Source organism: Limnohabitans sp. (assembly GCF_031539175.1).
GTDB lineage: Bacteria > Pseudomonadota > Gammaproteobacteria > Burkholderiales > Burkholderiaceae_C > Limnohabitans.
On sequence record NZ_JAVKLQ010000068.1, the window covers coordinates 17,217 to 36,470 of the forward strand.

Genomic DNA, 19,254 nt, shown 5'->3' on the forward strand with positions numbered 1-19,254 from the left:
ATGATGACTCCTGTTTACTTGTTGTTGGCCAAAAGCACGGAATGCAAGTCTGAACCGAAAGCATTGATGTCTTCCATGGCTGACTTGTTACGACGCACCAACCAGTTGTAGCCCAACACAGCAGGCACAGCCACAGCCAAACCAATGGCGGTCATGATCAAGGACTCGCCCACAGGGCCGGCCACTTTGTCGATCGACGCTTGGCCCGACATACCAATCTTGACCAAGGCGTTGTAAATACCCCAAACGGTACCGAACAAACCCACGAATGGACCGGTCGAACCCACGGTGGCCAACACAGCCAAACCATCTTGCATGCGGCTTTGCACGTTGTTGATGGCGCGCTGAATGCTCATGGTCACCCAGTCGTTGAAATTGATCGCACCCAACATACCCGTGTGCTTGCTCGCACCTTCCAAGCCTTTTTCTGCAATGAAGCGGAACGGGCTGGCTTCGTCCAAAGCATCGGTGCCTTGACGCACATTGCTGGCTGACCAGAAGTTGTCTTGCGCCTGTTTGGCGAAACGGGCAACTTTGTTTTGTTCAAAGAACTTGGTGATCAACACATACCAGCTGCCCATGCTCATCAGCACCAAGATCAACAAGGTACCTTTCGCCACGATGTCGCCTTGGCCCCACAGCGCTTTCAAGCCGTAAGGGTTTTCTTCACCGGCATGAGGGTCTGCCGCAGCAGGCGCTGCGGCAATGGGCGCCACAACAGCCGCGGCCGAAGCTTGCGGAGCGGCCTCAACCGCAGCGGGGGCGGCGGCAGCCTCTTTGGTTTTGGCGGCCTGTGCGTGGCCAACCAAGCCAAACAACAAAGTGGCAGCCAAGCCTGCGCTGAGCGCGAAAGTTTTGAAATGTTTAATCATGATGAAGGGACTCCTTGAGGAAAATTCTGTGTGTATTGACGTTTTGAACAGCGCTTATTCCAAGCGCCATGTGTATTTCATGCTGGCCCAACTTTGCTCAGGCTTGCCATTGAGCGTGCCAGGCTTGAACTGACAGCGTGACAACGCAGATCGCGCTGCTTCGTCCAGCCGAGTAAATCCAGAGCTCTTCTCGACCTGAGATTCAAGCACATTGCCCTCAGGACCGATCAAGAAACGAAGCTGGACGGTGCCTTCTTCTTCGTTACGTCGTGATGCGCTGGGGTACTCAGGCTTTTGGCAGCTGGCTGCAGCATTAATGATAGGGGCTGTTCTCACGGCCACTGCGGGAGGCGCAGGCGGCGGCGGTGGCGCAGGTGTGGTTGAAACCGAGGCAATGGCATTCACACCAGCTGTGGCCGTGGTGGGAATATCAACGGGCGGTACGTACTCTGGAGGCGGCGGCGCACTCTTTTGAGGTGGCGGGGGTGGAGGCGGCGGAATGTCGGGCTTGGCATCCTCAATCAACTGGGCCTCAACAGGCCCTTTGATGACTTTGACGAACTTCTTGGCCAGGCCAGAGTTGATCGCCCAAAACACGAGGATGTGCAACAAAACCACCAGACCCAACCCAAGCATGTGCTTGCCGGGATTGCGTTGTTGACTGGCGTAGTCTTTCATGTGTGTGTGGCTCCTGTTTGTCTTTTGAAGCAAAAATCAAAAACTATTTTTGCAATCGTTTGCAATTCTATTCAAGACGTGTCACCATCAAACCCGTGAAAACCCTTGGTTGTGAAAATTATTGAGATCGAAAGAAATTCAGCCAATGTTGCAACCCATACACACTAGGGAAAATCCTAGGAATGAATAAAAAGTCTAGATTTCATAAGGACTTAAAGCACAGACCTTCATCTGTTTCAAGGAATTTACTGCTGAAAATTTCATTAAAACACAAACCCATATTGCAAACGTTTGCAAAGTCGTTAAGAATCCACCAACTCATTGCAATGCATCCAAGGCAAGACAAAGAGTTCAAACCGAAGACAGACCCAAAATTTGATGGGTTTTTCATTTTTTAAAACTTGTATCTGGAGACTTTTGTGAAAAAAACACAAAACAAAATCAATCCAAAAACGATTGCAGTCGCAGCTTCCTTGGCTGCTTTACAAATTGGTTCGGCATACGCGCAGACTTTGAACCTCGACGAAGTCGTGGTGACAGCCTCGCCGACCGGCCGCACAAAGATGAAGTCAAGCGACTCTGTGACTTCCGTTGGTGAAGAAGCCATCATGCGAAGCGGTGCGACAAGTGCTGCTGAAATCTTGCGCTCAGTACCTGGCATTCGTGCCGAGTCTTCGGGTGGCGAAGGCAACGCAAACATCACCGTTCGTGGCGCGCCTGTGTCTGCCGGCGGTAGCCGTTACGTACAAATGCAAGAAGATGGCTTACCTATCTTGTTGTTTGGTGACATTGCCTTTGGTACGCCTGACCAATTCATGCGCACCGACTTCACCACAGACCGCGTCGAAGTGGTTCGCGGTGGTAGCGCATCAACGCTGGCCAGCAACGCACCTGGCGCCATCATCAACTTCGTCAGCAAAAACGGCCGCGATGTCGGTAATGCCGTCGGTTTCACCACAGGTCTGGGTTCACGCTTGAACCGTTACGACTTCAACTTCGGCAGCGCCATCAACAGCGACACGTACTTCAACATTGGCGGTTTTACACGCCAAGGCGAAGGTGGCCCTTACAAAACTGGCTTCAACTCTCAAGATGGCGGCCAACTCAAGGCAAGCATTACCAAAGAATTTGACAAAGGCAGCTACGTTCGTCTGAACTTCAAAAACTTAGACGACAAGACGCCCACCATCTTGCCTGTGCCCACTCGCCTCTCAAACGGCAAGATTCAAACATTGCCAGGTGTTGACCCACGCACTGCGTTTTTCATCAACCCGAACATGACACGTGACACCACCATTGATCGCAATGGCGGTCAAGTCACCACAAACCCAGCTGACGGCCTGCACGTGACAAGCCGCTCCATCGGTTTGGAAGCTAAGTTCAACTTGGATGGCGGTTGGACGGTGGAAGAAAGAATGCGCAAAAGCGCCAACGGCGGTCGCTTTGTCGGCATGTTCCCTGCAGACAACGGCGGTGGCGCAAGCAGCTTCACAGGCACCATGTTCAACACCTCGTTGGACAACATGGACAACATGTTCAACGATTTGAAAGCTTCCAAAGCCTTCGACATGAACGGCGGTAAATCTGTATTTACAGGCGGTTTGTTCACAGGTTCGCAGAACTTGGCGCAAACATGGTTCTGGAACCAATACACCGTGGGCACCAATGGTTCTTGGTCTGCACCGACATCTAGCGGATGGAATACATGGGGCGGTTGCTGCTCACGTACTTATGACGTGAAGTACAACGTGACAGCACCTTATGCCGCATTGAGCTGGGAAAAGGACAAGCTGACAGTTGAAGGTAGCGTTCGTCACAACGAAATGTCCGCTACAGGTCAGACTTTCAAAGGTACAACACCTACCAACCCAACGGCATTGTCATCAGCAACTTGGGATGGCGGTTCTGCAGACACTGTGAACTACAAGCAAAGCAAGATGTCTTACTCGGGCGGTGTCAACTACGCTCTGACAAAAGACACCGCGATTTACGGTCGCATCAGCGATGGTTACAACTTCGCAGCTGATCGCTTGATGTACGGCACAGCCGGTGCATTGAATGGCAGTAAGCCCGTTTCCTTCAACCGACTGCAACAACAGGAGTTGGGTGTGAAGCACCGCGAAGGCAACCTGAGCTTGTTTGGTACGTTCTTCATGGCTAAGACCGATGAGTCAAACTATGAAGCTACCACACAGAAGTTCACAACCAATGGCTACAAAGCACAAGGTTTCGAACTCGAAGCAGGCTACCGCTCTGGCGCATTCCGCTTAAATGCAGGCGCAACCATCACAGACGCCAAAATCAAAAATTCTTTGACTGCAGCTGAAATTGGTAAGAAGCCACGCCGTCAAGCCGACCTGGTGTATGCCTTGTCTCCTTCTTACCGTACAGGTGATTTGGAGTACGGTGCAGCCTTCATTGGTTCCACAAAATCGTACGGTGATGACGCAAACACCATCACGATGGACGGCTATATGGTGACGAACTTGTTTGCCAACTACCGCATCAACAAGCAAGCGTCTGCCATCGTGAGCGTGAACAACGCTTTCAACAAATTGGCATTCACAGAAGTTGAAGGCGACGGCCACGCCGCTCGCGCTTTGGCGGGTCGCAGTGCCAAAGCAACTTTGAAATACGAGTTCTAAAACTTGTTCAACACCCAAGCTGCAACACAGCTTGGGTATTTGTAGTTAAAGCCTATCAGCACCGAACTCACAAGGTTCGGTGCCTCTCTTACTGAACTGTGAACACTATGTCTGTGATTGAAGATCGCCCCGCTCTCGTCGGAGAGGCCCATCTTCCCGCTGTTTTGAATGACTTGCTCGATCACGCCGATGCGGATCGCGCCAACGTGCTGCGCGCACGTTTAAACCAAGAATTGCCCCAACTGCGCGACCGACTGTCGCGCCTTTACAGCTGTACGCCTGATTACGCGCAGTGGTTGAACCAAGTGTTGGTTCAGACCGTGCAGATCGCCCTCAACCGCCCTGCTGATTTGTGGGCGCTGGACCTGCAACGCGAAGCCAACCCCAACTGGCATTTGCAAGGCATGCTGGGCTATTGCACCTACACCGATAAATTCGCAGGCAATTTGGCGGGCGTTCGCCAACGCATTGCACACCTGCAAGAACTCGGTGTCACCTACTTGCATTTGCTGCCATTTTTAAAACCTGGCACACCGCCCAACGACGGTGGCTTTGCGGTCGCCAGCTATGACGAAGTCGACCCGCAATTGGGCACCTTGTCTGACTTGAAGCAACTCACCCAAGCACTGCGCACAGCGGGTATCAGTTTGTGCAGCGATTTTGTGTTGAACCATGTCTCGCATGAGCACGAATGGGCCGTCAAAGCGCGTGCGGGCAGTGCCTATTACCAATCGTTTTTTCACTGGGTCAAATCCCCCGAGCAGATCTCTGACTACGAAAAGAACTTGGTTCAAATCTTCCCCAACACAGCCCCCGGAAACTTCACCTTTGTACCTGAAGTGAACGCGTGGACATGGACCACCTTCTACCCCTATCAGTGGGATTTGAACTACGCCCAACCGGTCGTGTTCTCCGAGATGGCGAAGTCTTTGTTGCAGCTGGCGAACCATGGCGTCGAAGCTTTCCGCTTGGACTCTACGGGCTTTCTCTGGAAGCGCGAAGGCACCAACTGCATGAACCAGCCCGAAGTGCATTGGATCTTGCAAGCCTTGCGATGCCTCACCAACATTGCAGCCCCAGGCACCTTGCTCAAAGCCGAAGCAATCATGCCCACGCAAGATTTGCCCCCTTACTTTGGACTCGGCTCAACACAAGGCCAAGAATGCCATGTGGCTTATCACTCCAGTTTGATGTCAGCAAGCTGGGTCGCGTTGGCGGAAGAAAACACACAAATCATTCACGATGTCTTGGCACATACCCCTGCCCTGCCCGAGGGATGCGCATGGATGACGTATGTACGTTGTCACGATGACATTGGCTGGAATGTGTTACGCCCTGAGTTAGATGCACGCGGTCCTAATCAGCGCAAGCGATTGCTTCATGCGTCACGTTTCTTTGCAGGACAAGCCGAAGGCAGCTACGCACAAGGTGCCGCCTTTCAAGCCAGCGATACCAACACGGTGCACGGCACCAACGGCATGGCTGCAGCCCTAGTTGGGTTGACTTCGGCACAAACGCAAGAAGAAATTGTGTCAGCGACCTCTCGTTTGACGCTCATGCAATCGCTGTCCCTATTCGTGGGGGGCTTACCGCTCATTTACATGGGCGATGAATTAGGCCAAGGCAACACATCAGCGGCAGAACTGGCTGCGCGTCAAGGCCCCGATGGCCGTGAGTTACATCGCCCGCGCTTCGACGATGTGCTGTTTGCGCAACGCCACGACACCCGCACCACAGCAGGAACCATCTACGAAACGATTCGTGCATTGGTGAGCGCCAAAAAGCAACACGCCAGCCTGAGCGCAGAACACGCGCTCACGGTGCTCTCAAGCGGGCACCCTTCGGTGTTGGTGCTGCAACGAGGCGCGCAAGCGTTGGGTCTGTTCAATTTCTCAGGCACCAGCGTGACATTGAAATTGAACCTCTCATCGGCGGTGCCCGTGGGTTTACAAGCGCCAAGAGATGCATTGACCCACCAACCGGTAGAAATCAGCGCGTGCCCACTGGGGCCATATGCCGCCATGTGGTTAACCACTCAGCGCCCCTAAAAATTATTTGGAAACGCCATGACCACAGGCCTCAAACCCAGACTCTCGTTCTGGCAAATCCTCAGCATGAACTTTGGGTTCTTCGGTATCCAATACAGCTTTGGCTTGCAACAAGCCAACATGAGTCCGATTTACCAATACCTCGGTGCAGACGAGGCAAGCTTGCCTTTGCTGTGGCTGGCAGGTCCGATGACGGGCCTCTTGGTCCAACCCATCATCGGTGCGATGAGCGACCGAACGATCAGCCGCTGGGGCCGACGCACACCCTTCTTTATGGTGGGCGCTATTTTGTGCAGCATTTGCTTGCTGTTCATGCCCTACAGCCCCACGCTGTGGTTTGCCGCCAGCTTGCTGTGGATTTTGGATGCTGCGAACAACGTGACGATGGAGCCTTACCGCGCCTACGTCAGTGACCGTCTGAACGCGGACCAACACTCTTTGGGATTTTTGACACAAAGCGCCTTCACCGGACTGGCGCAAACTTTGGCTTACCTCACACCCTCGCTGCTGTTTTGGTTTGGTTTGAACAAAGACGCCGTCAACGCGAGCAACATTCCACAGATCACTGTCATTGCCTTTTTAATCGGCTCGGTGTTGTCCCTCTCCACGGTATGGTGGTCAGTGCATTCCACGCCAGAATTGCCGTTGAGCTTGACCGAAAGGAACGCCATCTTGGCCAAGCCGCGTGGCATAAGCGCCACCCTGCTTGAAGTGCGTGACGCCATCCGTGAGATGCCACACACCATGCGCCAGTTGTGGTGGATGAAGTTGTTTCAGTGGTACGGCATGATGTGTTACTGGATTTACATCGTGCCGTCGTTGGCCCGCTCTATGTTCAACACGGCCGATGCCAGCGCACAAGGCTTTCGGGATGCCGGCTTGTTAAACGGCCAAATTGGTGGCTTTTACAACTTCGTGGCATTTTTAGCAGCGTTTGGTTTGATTCCTCTCACCCGCCGTTTTGGCCCCAAAGTGGTTCATGCAGTGTGCTTGAGTTTGGCGGGCTTGGGCATGTGGATGTTGCCCACCATTCAAGACAAAACATGGTTGTTCGTTCCGATGGTCGGCATTGGCTTGGCATGGGCCAGCATCATGGGCAACCCGTACATCATGTTGGCCAAAAGCATTCCCCCAGAGCGCGCGGGTGTCTACATGGGCATCTTCAACATGTTCATTGTGTTGCCAATGATCATTCAAATGCTCACACTCCCGCTTTACTTTGACAGCCTGCTGGGCAGCGACCCACGCCACGTCATTCAACTGGCCGGCTGTTTCTTGGCGATGGCTGCGGTGTTGACTTTGCGCGTCAAAACTGAGGATTGACATGACTGCTGCGCCCCCTGCACCAACATCCCCCATGATTCGTGCCGCCATCGCCGGCGAAGCCTTGATCGATTTGATTGCCGACCCCAAGGATGGCAAATTCACCCCCTGCTTAGGCGGCGCGGTTTACAACTTGGCTCGCGCCTTGTCGCGCCAAGGCGTGGGCACCACGTACTTGAACCCGTTTTCGTCAGACCGCTTAGGCCAAGACTTGAGCGCTCAAATGCGCGCCGATGGCGTGGTGTTGTCGCAACCCAACCCCATCCAAGCCGTGACGTCATTGGCCGTGGTGAACGTGAACGAGAGCGGTCACCCCAGCTATGCCTTTTATCGCGAAGGTGTGGCTGACCGTCAAATCACCGCACAGCAAATGCAAAACGATTGTGCGCAACACCGCGCATTGGATGTGGTGTGCTCGGGCGCGCTGGCGTTAGATCCGAGAGACCAGTCTCTGTATATGCCTTGGCTGAAAGCGCAAAAGTCGCTGGGCCAATGCATCGTCATTGACGCCAACTTGCGCCCCTCGGTCATGCCTGATTTGGACAGCTACCGTGCGTGCGTGTCATCTTTCTTGGCGGTGGCCGACATCATCAAAGTGAGCGATGAGGACTTGGCGCACATGCAGTTGGAAGGTGCCACACACCTTGAGCAAGCTCAGCGCTTGTTGAAAAACAGCCATGCCCAATTGATCGCCCTCACCTTGGGCGCAGAAGGCGCTTGGATACTCACCGCATCGGGTGTGCGCGTTTTTGCTAAAGAACCCAGCGCCTTAGCCGTGGTGGACACCGTCGGGGCTGGCGACAGCTTTTTAGCGGGCTTGCTGGCGGCGTTGGTCAACCTCGCGCCTATGCAAAGAACGCTGCAAACGGTCAGCACATTGACCGAAACACAAACACGCCAAGTGCTCAGTCATGCGATTGCCAGTGCCAGCCTGTGTGTGCAACAGCGGGGTTGCGTACCGCCCACATGGCAAGAGACCGAGGCTTGGGCCAAAGCCCATCCCTCGGTGGTTTAAAAATGGAGAGAGGCTGGCAATTGCGCGGCCAACTCGATTGAATCTGGTGGCTGACACCCCTCACGCGTACAGTTGATCGCCGCAGCCACCAACGCACGTTCTAAGGTATTCACCAAGCGCTCTTGTGCACGCGTCAGATCGCGCATGGTGTCGTGCAGCACCCAATCGGCCAAGCAACTTCCCCAAAACGTATCTCCCGCACCGACGGTGTCGACCACGTTGATCACCGGTGCCGCTGCTTGATCTCGGTCAGACCCGACTTGCAAATACGCACCCTGCCCGCCAAAGGTCAGCGCCACGCGTGAGCAGCCTTGCTGCATCCAATGTGCAGCCAAAGTAGAGGCATTGGCAAAGCTCACGTCTTTGAAGCCCAACAGCTCTAAGTCTTCATCGCTGGCCTTGAGCCAATCGGCCAGCGCCGCAAGCTCTCGCACGGCGCGCACATACGCGGGCACATCGGTGGCCACGCGCGGACGCAAATTCACATCCACGCTGATGATCCAGCCCAAGCGTTTGGCTGCTGCCACCACGTGCAACACTTTATGGTGCTCTGGCGGCATGGCCATGAGCGAGCCCGTGTGCAACACACCCGGTGGCGAAGCCTCCAGCAACGCCACCACGTCGGCCACTTGGTAATCGCGGTCGGCAATGCCTTCTCGGTAAAACCCATAACTGGGCTGCCCATGGTTGAGCTGCACCACCGCCAGCGAGGTTGGCAAAGCGGAGCGTGGCAACAAAGGACGCGCCTTGTTGGCCACCAAATGTTCCAGCAAAGACTGCCCGAACACATCGGTCGAAAACGGATTGATAAAACCCACGTCAGCGCCTTGCAACGCAGCAGCGCAGGCCAAGTTGTAGGGGCTACCACCTAACAACGGTTGCAGCAATCCATCGGGCTGAGAGATGCAGTCCATCAACGCCTCGCCCAGCACCCAAACAGGTGTGTGAACGTGCGCCGGAACCGGCAAGGCTTGCGACGGGGTTGTCAAGCCAAGCACTCCCGCGGAATGTCTTCAGGCTTCATCGCACCGGTCATCACGGCCACGGTATCGCTCATGCTGATTTTTTTAGGGTTCAACACGGCCGCACGTTTGCCCAAACGGGCCACATGAATGCGGTCGGCAATTTCAAACACGTGGGGCATGTTGTGCGAGATCAGTACCACGGGCAAGCCTTTGTCGCGCACACGGCGAATCAGCTCCAGCACCATGTTGCCCTCTTTCACGCCGAGCGCGGCGGTGGGCTCGTCCATGATCACCACATGCTGCGCAAACGCAGCCGCACGCGACACGGCCACGCATTGGCGTTGACCACCCGACAAGGTTTCCACCGCTTGCGTCATGGAGCGAATGCCCACTTTGAGGTCATTCATGCGCTCAATGCTTTGCGCCAACATTTTCTTTTTGTCGAGCATGCGCAAGACGCTACCGGCAAAGCCTTCGCGGCGAATTTCGCGCCCCAAAAACAAGTTCTCAGCAATGCTCATCGCGGGTGCAACGGCCAAGTCTTGGTACACGGTTTCAATGCCGGCACGGCGTGCATCGATGGGGGATTTGAAGTGGATGGGCGCGCCGTCCAACGAGATCAGCCCTTCGTCGGGCACCGTGGCACCCGACAAACATTTGATGAGCGAGGACTTGCCTGCACCGTTGTCGCCAATGACGGCCAAAATTTCGCCAGCGCGCAGCTCAAAGTCGGCACCGTCTAATGCGGTCACTTGGCCATAGCGTTTGACCAAGCCCTTGGCCTGCATCACGATTTTGTGTGTATCGCTCATGATTAACGCGCTCCCTTGCGTGAGAGTTGATCCGTGGCCACAGCCAAGATCACCAAAATACCTGTGACCAAAATTTGATAGACCGACGACACGCCCATCAGCGTCAGGCCGTTGCGGAACACGCCCACGATCAAGGCGCCCACCAAGGTGCCCAACACCACGCCACGGCCCCCAAACAAGCTGGTGCCGCCCAGCACCACGGCGGTGATGGCGTCTAAGTTTTCGGTTTGTCCGGCATTGGGGTCGCCAGCGCCCGTGCGGGCCACGCCCAACATGGCAGCCACACCGTAGCACAAGCCTGCCAACACATACACACCCAGCAACACCTTCTCGGTCGGAATGCCTGTCAAGCGGGTGGCCTCTGGGCTGTTGCCCACGGCGTACACGTGGCGGCCTGCGGCGGTTTCGCGCAAGGCAAACCAGGTGAACAGGTACAAGCCCAGCATCAACATCACGCCGTAGCTGACGGTCGCGCCGCTCAATGTGAAAGTGTTGCCCAACCACGTCATGCCAGGCGGAATGTCGGTGATGGTTTGCGAGCCCGAGTACAGCTGCGTGATCGCGAAGGCGATGTTGAGTGTGCCCAAGGTCACGATGAAAGGTGGCAGTTTGATGCGCGTCACCAACACGCCATTCAAGTAGCCAAATGCGGTGGTCACCAACAAACCGCAGGCCATCGCCACGGGGGTGGAGAGGCCAAAGTCGGCTGCAAATTTGGTCATCACAATGCCGCCCAGCGCCATGACCATGCCACACGACAAGTCAATCCCCGCGGTCAAGATGATGAGGGTTTGGCCAATCGCAATCACCCCCACCACCATGACTTGCGCCAAGATCAGCGAGAAGTTTTGGGTGCTCAAAAAGCGGTCGCTTTGGCTGGCGAAAAACACACACGCCAACACCAGCGCAATCAAGGGACCCAGCGTGCCCAAGGGGGGCAGCTTGTCTTTGAAGGAGTTCATACGATTTGCCTAAATCTTCGAAGATAAAAATAAAACCCAAGGGGGCACAGGGCCCCCTTGTTCAGTGAGGCGCTCGCGCCTTACTTGTTGCCCCAGCACAAGTCTGTGCCGGTTTTCACGTCTTTGCTGTCCACGCCGGGCATGGCCTTGGCGGCAATCAGGGTCACGCCGGTGTCGGTGTAGCCGCTGACTTTTTTGCCGGTCTTGGCGTACTCTACGCCCGCAGCCACGCCCATCGCGGCCATGCGCAAGGGGTATTGCTGTGAGGTCGCAGCGATCACGCCAGCACCCACGTCTTTGATGCCCGCGCAGCCGCCGTCCACCGACACGATCAACACGCCCTTTTCTTTACCAGCGGCTTTGAGTGCGTTGTAAGCACCGGCAGCAGCGGGTTCGTTGATGGTGTAGACCACGTTGATGTCGGGGTTCTTTTGCAAGCAGTTTTCCATGCCGGTTTGGCCCTTGGCGCGGTCGCCAAAGCTGTCGGCCATACACACCACTTCAGCGGGCTTGGCCAACTCGTTGCTCTTAGCATCGAGGGAGGTCAAACCGTAGCCTTGCAAGAAACCGTTGTGGCGTTGTGCACCCACGGGGTGACCGGGGAACAAATCAAGGGTGGCGATGACGGGCTTCTTGCCGCCCAACGCGGCCTTGGCGTATTGGCCGATGAACACACCGGCTTTGTAGTTGTCGGTGGCGAACAACGCGTCCGTGGCGTTGGCGGGTTCGGTGGGGCTGTCCAACGCGATGACCATCACGCCTTGTGCTTGCGCCTTCTTGATGGCGGGCACGATGGCTTTGGAATCGCTGGGGGTGATCAAAATGGTTTTGGCACCCGCCGCGATCATGTTTTCCATGGCGGTGACTTGGCCTGCGTTGTCGCCATCGGCCTTACCTGCGGCAGACAACACCTTCGCCCCCAATTTCTTTGCTTCCGCTTGTGCGCCCTCTTTCATCTTCACGAAGAAAGGGTTGGTCTCGGTTTTGGTGATCAAGCCGATCACGGGTTCAGCGGCGTAGGCGCTGGTGGCAGCCAGCACAACAGCGGACAGCATCAGTTTGGGGGCAATTGATTTCATGGAGTCTCCAGATGGTTTGTTGGACATCGCCAGCGCGTTTTGCGCCGCGGTGCAACTGTAAAACAAGTCGACTAACTAAATCAACTTGGTTTAGTTAGTACATTCCCTAGGCTGCGCCCATTGAAAATGCAGGCATGCTCTCAGCTCTGTCAAAAATAGCGATTTAAGGAAAAAAACGTGCTCAAAGGCATAGACCCCATCCTCACCCCAGAACTGCTGATGCACCTGTGCGCCATGGGCCACGGCGAATGGGTGGCCGTGGTGGACGCCAATTTCACCGCTGACTTTTTGGCGCACGGCAAACCTGTGGTGCGCCTGCCCGGCTTGAGCTTGGCACGTGTCAGCCAAGCCGTGCTGTCTGTGTTTCCGTTGGCCGCAGATGTGCCCCAACCCGCGGCATACATGCAGGTGTGTCACAGCGCCGACAACCACCGCACCGCCGCACAACAAGACGTTGTCAGCTTGGTCGTTCAAGCAGGTTTGAGCGACGCGCAGGTGCAAGCTGTTGAACGCTATGCGTTTTACGAAAAAATCAAAGGCGCCAGTTTGATCGTGCAAACCGGCGAAGGCACGGCGTACGGCAACGCCATGTTCTGCAAAGGCGTGATCCTGTTATGAAAACCATGCGTGGGTCCAACCACACGGGCATGCGCCAATTCAATGAGCGCACGGTGCTGCGCGCCATTCGGCATGCAGGTGCCATTCCCAAGGCCGATTTGGCACGACTCACGCAGTTGTCCACGCAAACGGTGTCGATCATCGTCAACCGTTTGCTCGACGATGGGCTATTGCTCAAACAAGACCGCATTCGCGGCAAGATGGGCCAGCCCTCGGTGCCGCTGTCGATCAACCCAGACGGGGCCTACAGCATTGGCCTGCAAGTCGGGCGACGCAGCTTGGAAGTCGTGGTGACTGACTTTGTGGGGCAAATGCGCCACCAGTGGCGCCAAAGTTATGCCTACCCATCCCCCGCTGAAGTGCTGCCCAGAATCAAAGAAGGTTTGAAGCTCATGCAACGCCGCATGGGGGCAGACGCTTGGTCGCGCACCGTGGGCATTGGCTTGAGCGCGCCTCTGGCGATGCACCAATGGGGCGACTTGATGGGCCCCGAGGCGGGCAAAGCCATGGTCGATTGGGAGCACATCGACTTGGTGCAAGAAGTGCAAGCCCTGTCCACCCTGCCCGTTGAATTTGCCAAAGACACCACCGCGGCCTGCGTCGCTGAGTTGGTGCAAGGCTTGGGCCGCGATGTGCCTAACTTTTTGTACGTGTATGTGGGCACCTTCGTCGGCGGCGGCTTGGTGATGGACGGCCACATCGTCAACGGACCGCGTGGCAACGCAGGCGCCATTGGCTCATTGCCCATGCCGCGTGGCGACGGCGCCAAACACCCACAGCTGCTAGAGCGCGCCTCGGGTTGGCAACTCGAACAAACCTTGATGGCCGCCGGCCACGATCCGCTGCTGGTGCAACAAGACCACATCATGGACGACAGCTATGCAACGTGGACCCGGCCTTGGCTCACGCAAGCCGCCCAAGCGCTGGCCATGACAGTGACGAGTGCCGCCGCCCTGCTCGACCTCGATGCGGTGGTGATCGACGGCTCGCTCAACCCGCTGCTCATGCAAGCCTTGATCGCACAAACTCAGCAGCATTTGGCCGACTTCAGTTTCGACGGCATTCTTCATCAGCCGCAAATTTTGGCGGGCCGGGTCGGCAGCCATGCCCGTGCGCTGGGCGGCTCCTTGCTACCCTTGCATGCGCAGTTCTTTCCAGACAAAGATATTTTCTTGAAGCAAGACAACGTGGCTTGATTTAGCGCGACAGCTGCGCGGCCACACACCGCGCGGCGGCCAAGTCCCAACCACCCCAGCCACAACTCTTGAAAAACACGGGGCCGCCATGTTCTAAGCGGCGTTGCGCGGCGGTTTGCCACGCTTCTGTTTGGCAGACCACGTCACGCAGCGTGGGCAAAAGTTCGACATTCACACCAGCTTGCAACAAGTCGCCCGCTTCGTGGTCAGCGTCGCGGGTGTCCACCACCAGCGTGCCTGTGTGAGCCAGATGTTGGCAAACGTCTGCCGACCACTCCACCATGCGCGGCGTGAACGCGCCGACGGCCGAGACAAACGCATCGTCTCGGGGCCGCGCTGTCATGACCACCTGCTGTGCAGGCGTGGTGGTGATCACCAGCGGACACTCAGCCAACGCCGCGTTGGGGTCATCCACCCGTCGCGCCTTCAACCCCAAACGCTCGGCATGGCCCACCAAGGCGTCCGCACTGGATGCGGAGCGCGAGGCAATCCAAACCTCTTGCACGCCGAGGCCTTGATGAAAGGCCTTTAAGTGCGACAGGCCTTGCACACCGGCCCCCACGATGAGCAGTGGACCGTCCTTGCGTGGGGCCAGCTTTTGCGCGGCCAGCAAAGACACCGCCGCCGTGCGCCGCGCCGTGACCGTGGGGCCATCGATCATCGCCATGCGTTGGCCGGTCGTGACGTCAAACAGCACGATGTCACCTTGAATGGTGGGTAAGCCACGCTGGGCGTTGTTGGCGATGAAGGTGATGAGCTTGGTCATCGCCACACGGGCATCGGCAGCGGGCATGACAAACAAACTGCCGCCCCCATGCAGCGGTTGCACAAGGCGCGGTGGCACTGCCACGGTGGGGTCTTGCAGCAAGTCTTCGATTTCACGGGTGAGTGCGGCGTAAGGCAGCGCATCGGCGGTTGGTTGCGGGCCGAGGGTGCGGGGTGTCAAAGCAGTCATGCGCGCTAGTTTAGGGTCAGTGGCGTGGTGTGCGATGCGGGCTGGGGCGCTCAGGGATTGCCCGCTTGCGGCTCGGTGCGGCGGCACTACATTGGTGTGCATCAACGACAGAGGACCACCATGAAAATTCGAGAGCTCGCAACCGGTTTGCAGTTTCCTGAGGGACCTGTCGCCATGGACGATGGGTCGGTTCTGTTGGTCGAAATTGCACGCGGCACGCTCACACGCGTCACCCCAGATGGACGCGTTCACGTGGTGGCCGATTTAGGCGGAGGCCCCAACGGCGCGGCCATCGGTCCCGATGGCGCGGTGTACGTGTGCAACAACGGTGGTTTTGCATGGACGCGTGACCCCGGCAACTACTTGCGCCCGATTGGCCAAGCCAACGACTATTCAGGCGGCCGCATCGAACGTGTCGACCTGAACACCGGCAAAGTCGAGCGGCTGTACGAACAGGTGGATGGCATCGGTTTGCGCGGCCCCAACGACCTCGTGTTCGATGCACACGGCGGGTTTTATTTCACCGACCTCGGCAAGGTCCGCGAACACGACATGGACCGAGGCGGCATTTTTTACGCGCAACCCAATGGCTCGGGTGTGCACGCCGTGGCAAGGCCGGTGATGACGCCCAATGGCATTGCACTGTCGCCCGACGGTCAAACGCTTTATTACGCAGAAACCGAAGGCGCTCGCTTGTGGGCCTTCGATGTGACAGGCCCAGGCCACGTCCGCAAAGACCCGTGGCCCTCCCCCCAAGGTGCGCGCTTGGTGGTCGCCTCGCCCGCCAACCATTGGCAAAGGTTCGACTCGATGGCGGTCGATGCCGAAGGCAACGTGTGCGTAGCGACGCTGATGCACGGGGGCATTTCTATCGTCAGCCCAGACGGCCAGCACGTCGAGCACGTGCCCTTGCCAGACCCGTTCACCACCAACCTCTGCTTTGGTGGCCTCAACCGTCGAACGGCCTACATCACCTTATCCGCCACAGGGCGCTTGGTGGCCATTGACGATTGGCCTACGGCAGGACTCGCGCTGCATTACAACGCGTAAGAGGCTGACTGACTAGGGCCTGTCATCAATAGGTGCTGCTCAAGCGCTAAGTTCAGAACGATCACAGGGCCTCCGAGCGGAAACGGCACGATGAAGCGCACCGTGCGGTTGGGCTATCCTGGGGTTCACACTCAATCAATCTTTGCGCCGGTGGACTTCACCACGGCGGACCAACGCGTGATTTCGCGTTCGATGTGTGCCTGCAGCGCCTCCGGCGTGGACCCGACGGGCTCGTAGCCCCCAGCAGCGAGTTGCGACTGCACCTGAGGCTGACGCAGCGCCATAGCGATCTCGCGACTCAAGCGCTGCTTGATGTCATCCGGCATGCCCGCAGGTGCAATGATGGCGTACCACCCGGTCACATCGAAGCCAGCCATGCCCTGCTCTTGAATCGTGGATACCTCAGGCGCCAACGCCGAGCGTTGCGGACTGGTCACCGCCAGCGCATGCAAATGCCCGCTGCGAATTTGCGGCATGGAGGTCGAAATACTGTCGAACGTGAGGTCGATGTCGCCTGCGAGCATGGCGTTGACCACACCCGCGCTGCCTTTGTAGGGCACATGCGTCATCTTGATGCCGGCCATGCTGCTGAAATACTCGGCCGCAAGATGGCCAGTATTGCCATTGCCTGCCGAGCCAAAGGTCAGCTGGCCTGGCGCGGCCTTGGCAGCCTGTACCAGTTCATTCATATTCTTAGCGGCCAGCTTGCGGCTGCCAGCCACCACCATGGGCAAGTTAGCGACCAGCGACACAGGCGTGAAGTCTTTACGCGTGTCGTAGGGAAGCTTGGGATAAAGGCTGTGGTTGATGGCGTGCGCCGCCAGCACCATCAGCAAGGTGTAGCCATCAGGCTGAGCACGCGCCACATACTGCGAAGCCAATGTGCCACCCGCGCCGGCTTTATAGTCGAGCACCACAGACTGGCCCAGTTGCTGCTGCAGCTGCAGCGCCAGAGGCCGTCCCAGCAAATCGGCACTGCCCCCGGGTGGGTACGGAATCACGAGCTGAATCGGTTTGACGGGCCACGGTTTGTCAGCGTGTGCAGCAGGCATGAACAAGGCACTGGTGATCAGTGCAAGACTGACCACGAGGGTACGTCTGAGTCGCAAAGATTGATTGAACATGGTGGGGGTCTCCGTCGTTGTGTCAAACATCAATGGGGGGCGGCAGTCATCTGCACGTATTGCTCGCGCAACTGGCGCTTGAGCACTTTGCCAATCTCACTGCGGGGCAAGGATTCCACCAAGCGCACATCGGCCACGCGTTGTGTCTTGCCTACTCGGGAGTTGAGCCACTCGCGCATGCCCTGCGCGTCTGGCTGTGTGTCGGATCGCGTCACCACAAACGCCACGGGCGTCTCGCCCCATTGCTCGGAGGGCGCGCCCACCACCGCACATTCATACACTTGGGGGTGCTGCACCAAGATGTCTTCAATGTCGCATGGGTACACATTGAAGCCACCCGTGATGATCATGTCCTTCATGCGGTCACCCAAGACAATGAAGCCATCTTCATCCATTCGCCCCACGTCGCCGCTGCGGATGAAGCGCTTGCCCTGTGCATCGAACCACTCGGCCTCGCGCGTCTTCTCGGGCAAGTGGTAGTAGCCCGTCATCATGCCGGCCGATTGCCCGACGATTTCGCCCAGTTCGCCTTTGGGAATTTCCTGCCCCTGATCGTTGATGAAGCGGATATCCGCACCTTCACCGGGACGGCCCACCGTGTGCAATTTGTGGGGGAAGTCATGGCAATGCAGTTCGCAACGCACGCCACCTTCGGTCAAGCCGTAGTACTCAATGAGTCGGCCGGGCCAACGCTGCAACACCTCGGCCTTGAGCTTGGCGTTGAACGGTGCGCTGGTGCAAAACTTGTGGTGCAAGCGACTCAGATCCGTCTGGTCAAACGAGGGGCAAGCCATCAAGCGTTGGTACTGCACAGGAACCAACATGGTGTGCGTGGCGCCGTGTTGCTCGGCCAGTTGCAGGTAATGCGCGGCGTCAAACTTGCGCATCATCACCAAGGTGCCACCCAAGGCCAGTGTGGGCAGCGCTGCGACCAGCGTGGTGTTTGAGTACAAGGGCGTGGCACACAAGGAGATGCTCGTGGGCCCATACCCGTTGGTCACCGCGCGGCGCAGATGCGCCCAGCGCATGGCCCACGATTGCACGATGCCCTTGGGCACCCCTGTCGTGCCTGAGGAGTAAATCACATTGAACGCCCAGTCGGGTTGGGGCTTGATCGGTGCAGGTGCAAGCTCACCCGCGGCCAACCAGTCTGACCACAGCTCACCCGCTTCTGCAGAATCATCCAGCGCCACACAACGCAACGTGCTGCCCGCACGCAAAGGCCATTGCACAGCCACTGCGCGATCGCGCAGTACCAAACGTGCACCGCAGTTGTCCAGCATGGCGCTCAGGTGCTCGGCGGTGGCCGAGGGGGCCAGCGGCGCCACAGCCACGCCGGCACGCAGCGCACCCAAATAAGCCATCACGTATTCGATGGAAGTCCCTGCACACAGCGCCAACACATCGCCCGGCCTCAGACCATCGCGCTGCAAACTCGACGCCACCCGGTCCATGCCCGCACAAAGCTCGGCATAGTTCAGGTGTTGCCCCTCAAGGATCAGGGCCGTGTGGTGCGGTTGTTGCGCAGCTTGTTGCGCAACCAATTCGGGCAGCGAACCAAAAGGTTGCGCAAGCAAGTGGTCAATATCTGGATGCATAAAAAGAAAGAGAAGTACGAACCGAAACAGACTGGCTGATGATAGGCAACTGAGCGCGAGACTGACATAGGGTTTACCGGACTCAGTACGACTTAGGCAAGCCCAACACCTTCTCGGCAATGAAGCCACAAAATCAATTGCGGACTCCACTCATCTTTGCACCTTCGAGCGCTTGTCTAGCAAGACTCCTATCCTCGACCGCGAACGACCTCTCAGTACCGCGCTGGATCGCAAGGTTCGGTGCGTCGCCCAAAAAAGTAACCAAGTTACCTATTTATCAGGATTTACCCGTAACATTCTTGCGTGCATCATGA

General features: G+C 57.1%; 16 protein-coding genes. 7 read left to right on the forward strand and 9 right to left on the reverse strand.

Annotated features, from left to right (window positions below; all coding sequences use genetic code 11):
• Nucleotides 1-14: 14 nt before the first annotated feature.
• Entirely contained in the window at nucleotides 15-872 is an 858-nt protein-coding gene (locus tag RMS95_RS12395) for a MotA/TolQ/ExbB proton channel family protein (RefSeq protein ID WP_310646515.1), read from the reverse strand.
• Nucleotides 873-926: 54 nt separating this feature from the next.
• Nucleotides 927-1,550, reverse strand: coding sequence for an energy transducer TonB (locus RMS95_RS12400; protein WP_310646516.1), 624 nt, complete (start codon nucleotides 1,548-1,550; stop codon nucleotides 927-929).
• Nucleotides 1,551-1,969: 419 nt separating this feature from the next.
• Here RMS95_RS12400 and RMS95_RS12405 point away from each other — a divergent pair, with 419 nt between their 5' ends.
• From RMS95_RS12405 to RMS95_RS12420, 4 genes are all read left to right on the forward strand, one after another.
• Nucleotides 1,970-4,195 carry a TonB-dependent receptor domain-containing protein gene (locus tag RMS95_RS12405; protein ID WP_310646517.1) on the forward strand — a complete coding sequence of 742 codons (2,226 nt, stop codon included), beginning with the start codon at nucleotides 1,970-1,972 and terminating at the stop codon, nucleotides 4,193-4,195.
• Between the two features lie 107 nt (nucleotides 4,196-4,302).
• Nucleotides 4,303-6,243: an alpha-amylase family glycosyl hydrolase gene (locus RMS95_RS12410; RefSeq protein ID WP_310646518.1), complete on the forward strand. Its 1,941-nt coding sequence runs from the start codon at nucleotides 4,303-4,305 to the stop codon at nucleotides 6,241-6,243.
• Between the two features lie 18 nt (nucleotides 6,244-6,261).
• Nucleotides 6,262-7,566: an MFS transporter gene (locus RMS95_RS12415; protein WP_310646519.1), complete on the forward strand. Its 1,305-nt coding sequence runs from the start codon at nucleotides 6,262-6,264 to the stop codon at nucleotides 7,564-7,566.
• Nucleotide 7,567: 1 nt separating this feature from the next.
• Nucleotides 7,568-8,581, forward strand: coding sequence for a PfkB family carbohydrate kinase (locus tag RMS95_RS12420; RefSeq protein ID WP_310646520.1), 1,014 nt, complete (start codon nucleotides 7,568-7,570; stop codon nucleotides 8,579-8,581).
• On the opposite strand, the gene RMS95_RS12425 is transcribed toward RMS95_RS12420, so the two are convergent.
• The 4 genes from RMS95_RS12425 to RMS95_RS12440 form a co-directional block, all read right to left on the reverse strand.
• Nucleotides 8,578-9,570, reverse strand: a complete 993-nt coding sequence (locus RMS95_RS12425) for a PfkB family carbohydrate kinase (RefSeq protein WP_310646521.1) — start codon at nucleotides 9,568-9,570, stop codon at nucleotides 8,578-8,580. The two genes, RMS95_RS12420 and RMS95_RS12425, sit on opposite strands and share 4 nt — an antisense overlap.
• Nucleotides 9,567-10,358, reverse strand: coding sequence for an ATP-binding cassette domain-containing protein (locus RMS95_RS12430; RefSeq protein ID WP_310646522.1), 792 nt, complete (start codon nucleotides 10,356-10,358; stop codon nucleotides 9,567-9,569). Before RMS95_RS12430 ends, RMS95_RS12425 begins: the two co-directional genes overlap by 4 nt.
• Before the next feature lie 2 nt (nucleotides 10,359-10,360).
• Entirely contained in the window at nucleotides 10,361-11,320 is a 960-nt protein-coding gene (locus RMS95_RS12435; RefSeq protein ID WP_310646523.1) for an ABC transporter permease, read from the reverse strand.
• Nucleotides 11,321-11,400: 80 nt separating this feature from the next.
• Nucleotides 11,401-12,375, reverse strand: a complete 975-nt coding sequence (locus RMS95_RS12440) for a sugar ABC transporter substrate-binding protein (protein ID WP_405023392.1) — start codon at nucleotides 12,373-12,375, stop codon at nucleotides 11,401-11,403.
• 201 nt (nucleotides 12,376-12,576) lie between these two features.
• Here RMS95_RS12440 and RMS95_RS12445 point away from each other — a divergent pair, with 201 nt between their 5' ends.
• Together RMS95_RS12445 and RMS95_RS12450 are read left to right on the forward strand one after the other, a co-directional pair.
• The gene (locus tag RMS95_RS12445) at nucleotides 12,577-13,017 is read left to right on the forward strand and encodes an RbsD/FucU domain-containing protein (RefSeq protein ID WP_310646525.1); all 441 of its coding nucleotides are present in this window, start codon (nucleotides 12,577-12,579) and stop codon (nucleotides 13,015-13,017) included.
• Nucleotides 13,014-14,213: an ROK family transcriptional regulator gene (locus tag RMS95_RS12450; RefSeq protein WP_310646526.1), complete on the forward strand. Its 1,200-nt coding sequence runs from the start codon at nucleotides 13,014-13,016 to the stop codon at nucleotides 14,211-14,213. Before RMS95_RS12445 ends, RMS95_RS12450 begins: the two co-directional genes overlap by 4 nt.
• Before the next feature lies 1 nt (nucleotide 14,214).
• Here the strand turns inward: RMS95_RS12450 and RMS95_RS12455 are convergent, their stop codons facing one another.
• Nucleotides 14,215-15,168: a delta(1)-pyrroline-2-carboxylate reductase family protein gene (locus RMS95_RS12455; RefSeq protein WP_310646527.1), complete on the reverse strand. Its 954-nt coding sequence runs from the start codon at nucleotides 15,166-15,168 to the stop codon at nucleotides 14,215-14,217.
• A gap of 120 nt (nucleotides 15,169-15,288) precedes the next feature.
• On the opposite strand from RMS95_RS12455, the gene RMS95_RS12460 reads away from it, so the two are divergent.
• Complete coding sequence (locus RMS95_RS12460) at nucleotides 15,289-16,218, forward strand: SMP-30/gluconolactonase/LRE family protein (RefSeq protein WP_310646528.1); 930 nt, start codon at nucleotides 15,289-15,291, stop codon at nucleotides 16,216-16,218.
• 131 nt (nucleotides 16,219-16,349) lie between these two features.
• Here the strand turns inward: RMS95_RS12460 and RMS95_RS12465 are convergent, their stop codons facing one another.
• Both RMS95_RS12465 and RMS95_RS12470 read right to left on the reverse strand, forming a co-directional pair.
• Entirely contained in the window at nucleotides 16,350-17,342 is a 993-nt protein-coding gene (locus RMS95_RS12465; protein WP_310646529.1) for a tripartite tricarboxylate transporter substrate binding protein, read from the reverse strand.
• Nucleotides 17,343-17,371: 29 nt separating this feature from the next.
• The gene (locus RMS95_RS12470) at nucleotides 17,372-18,940 is read right to left on the reverse strand and encodes a class I adenylate-forming enzyme family protein (protein WP_310646530.1); all 1,569 of its coding nucleotides are present in this window, start codon (nucleotides 18,938-18,940) and stop codon (nucleotides 17,372-17,374) included.
• Nucleotides 18,941-19,254 lie beyond the last annotated feature (314 nt).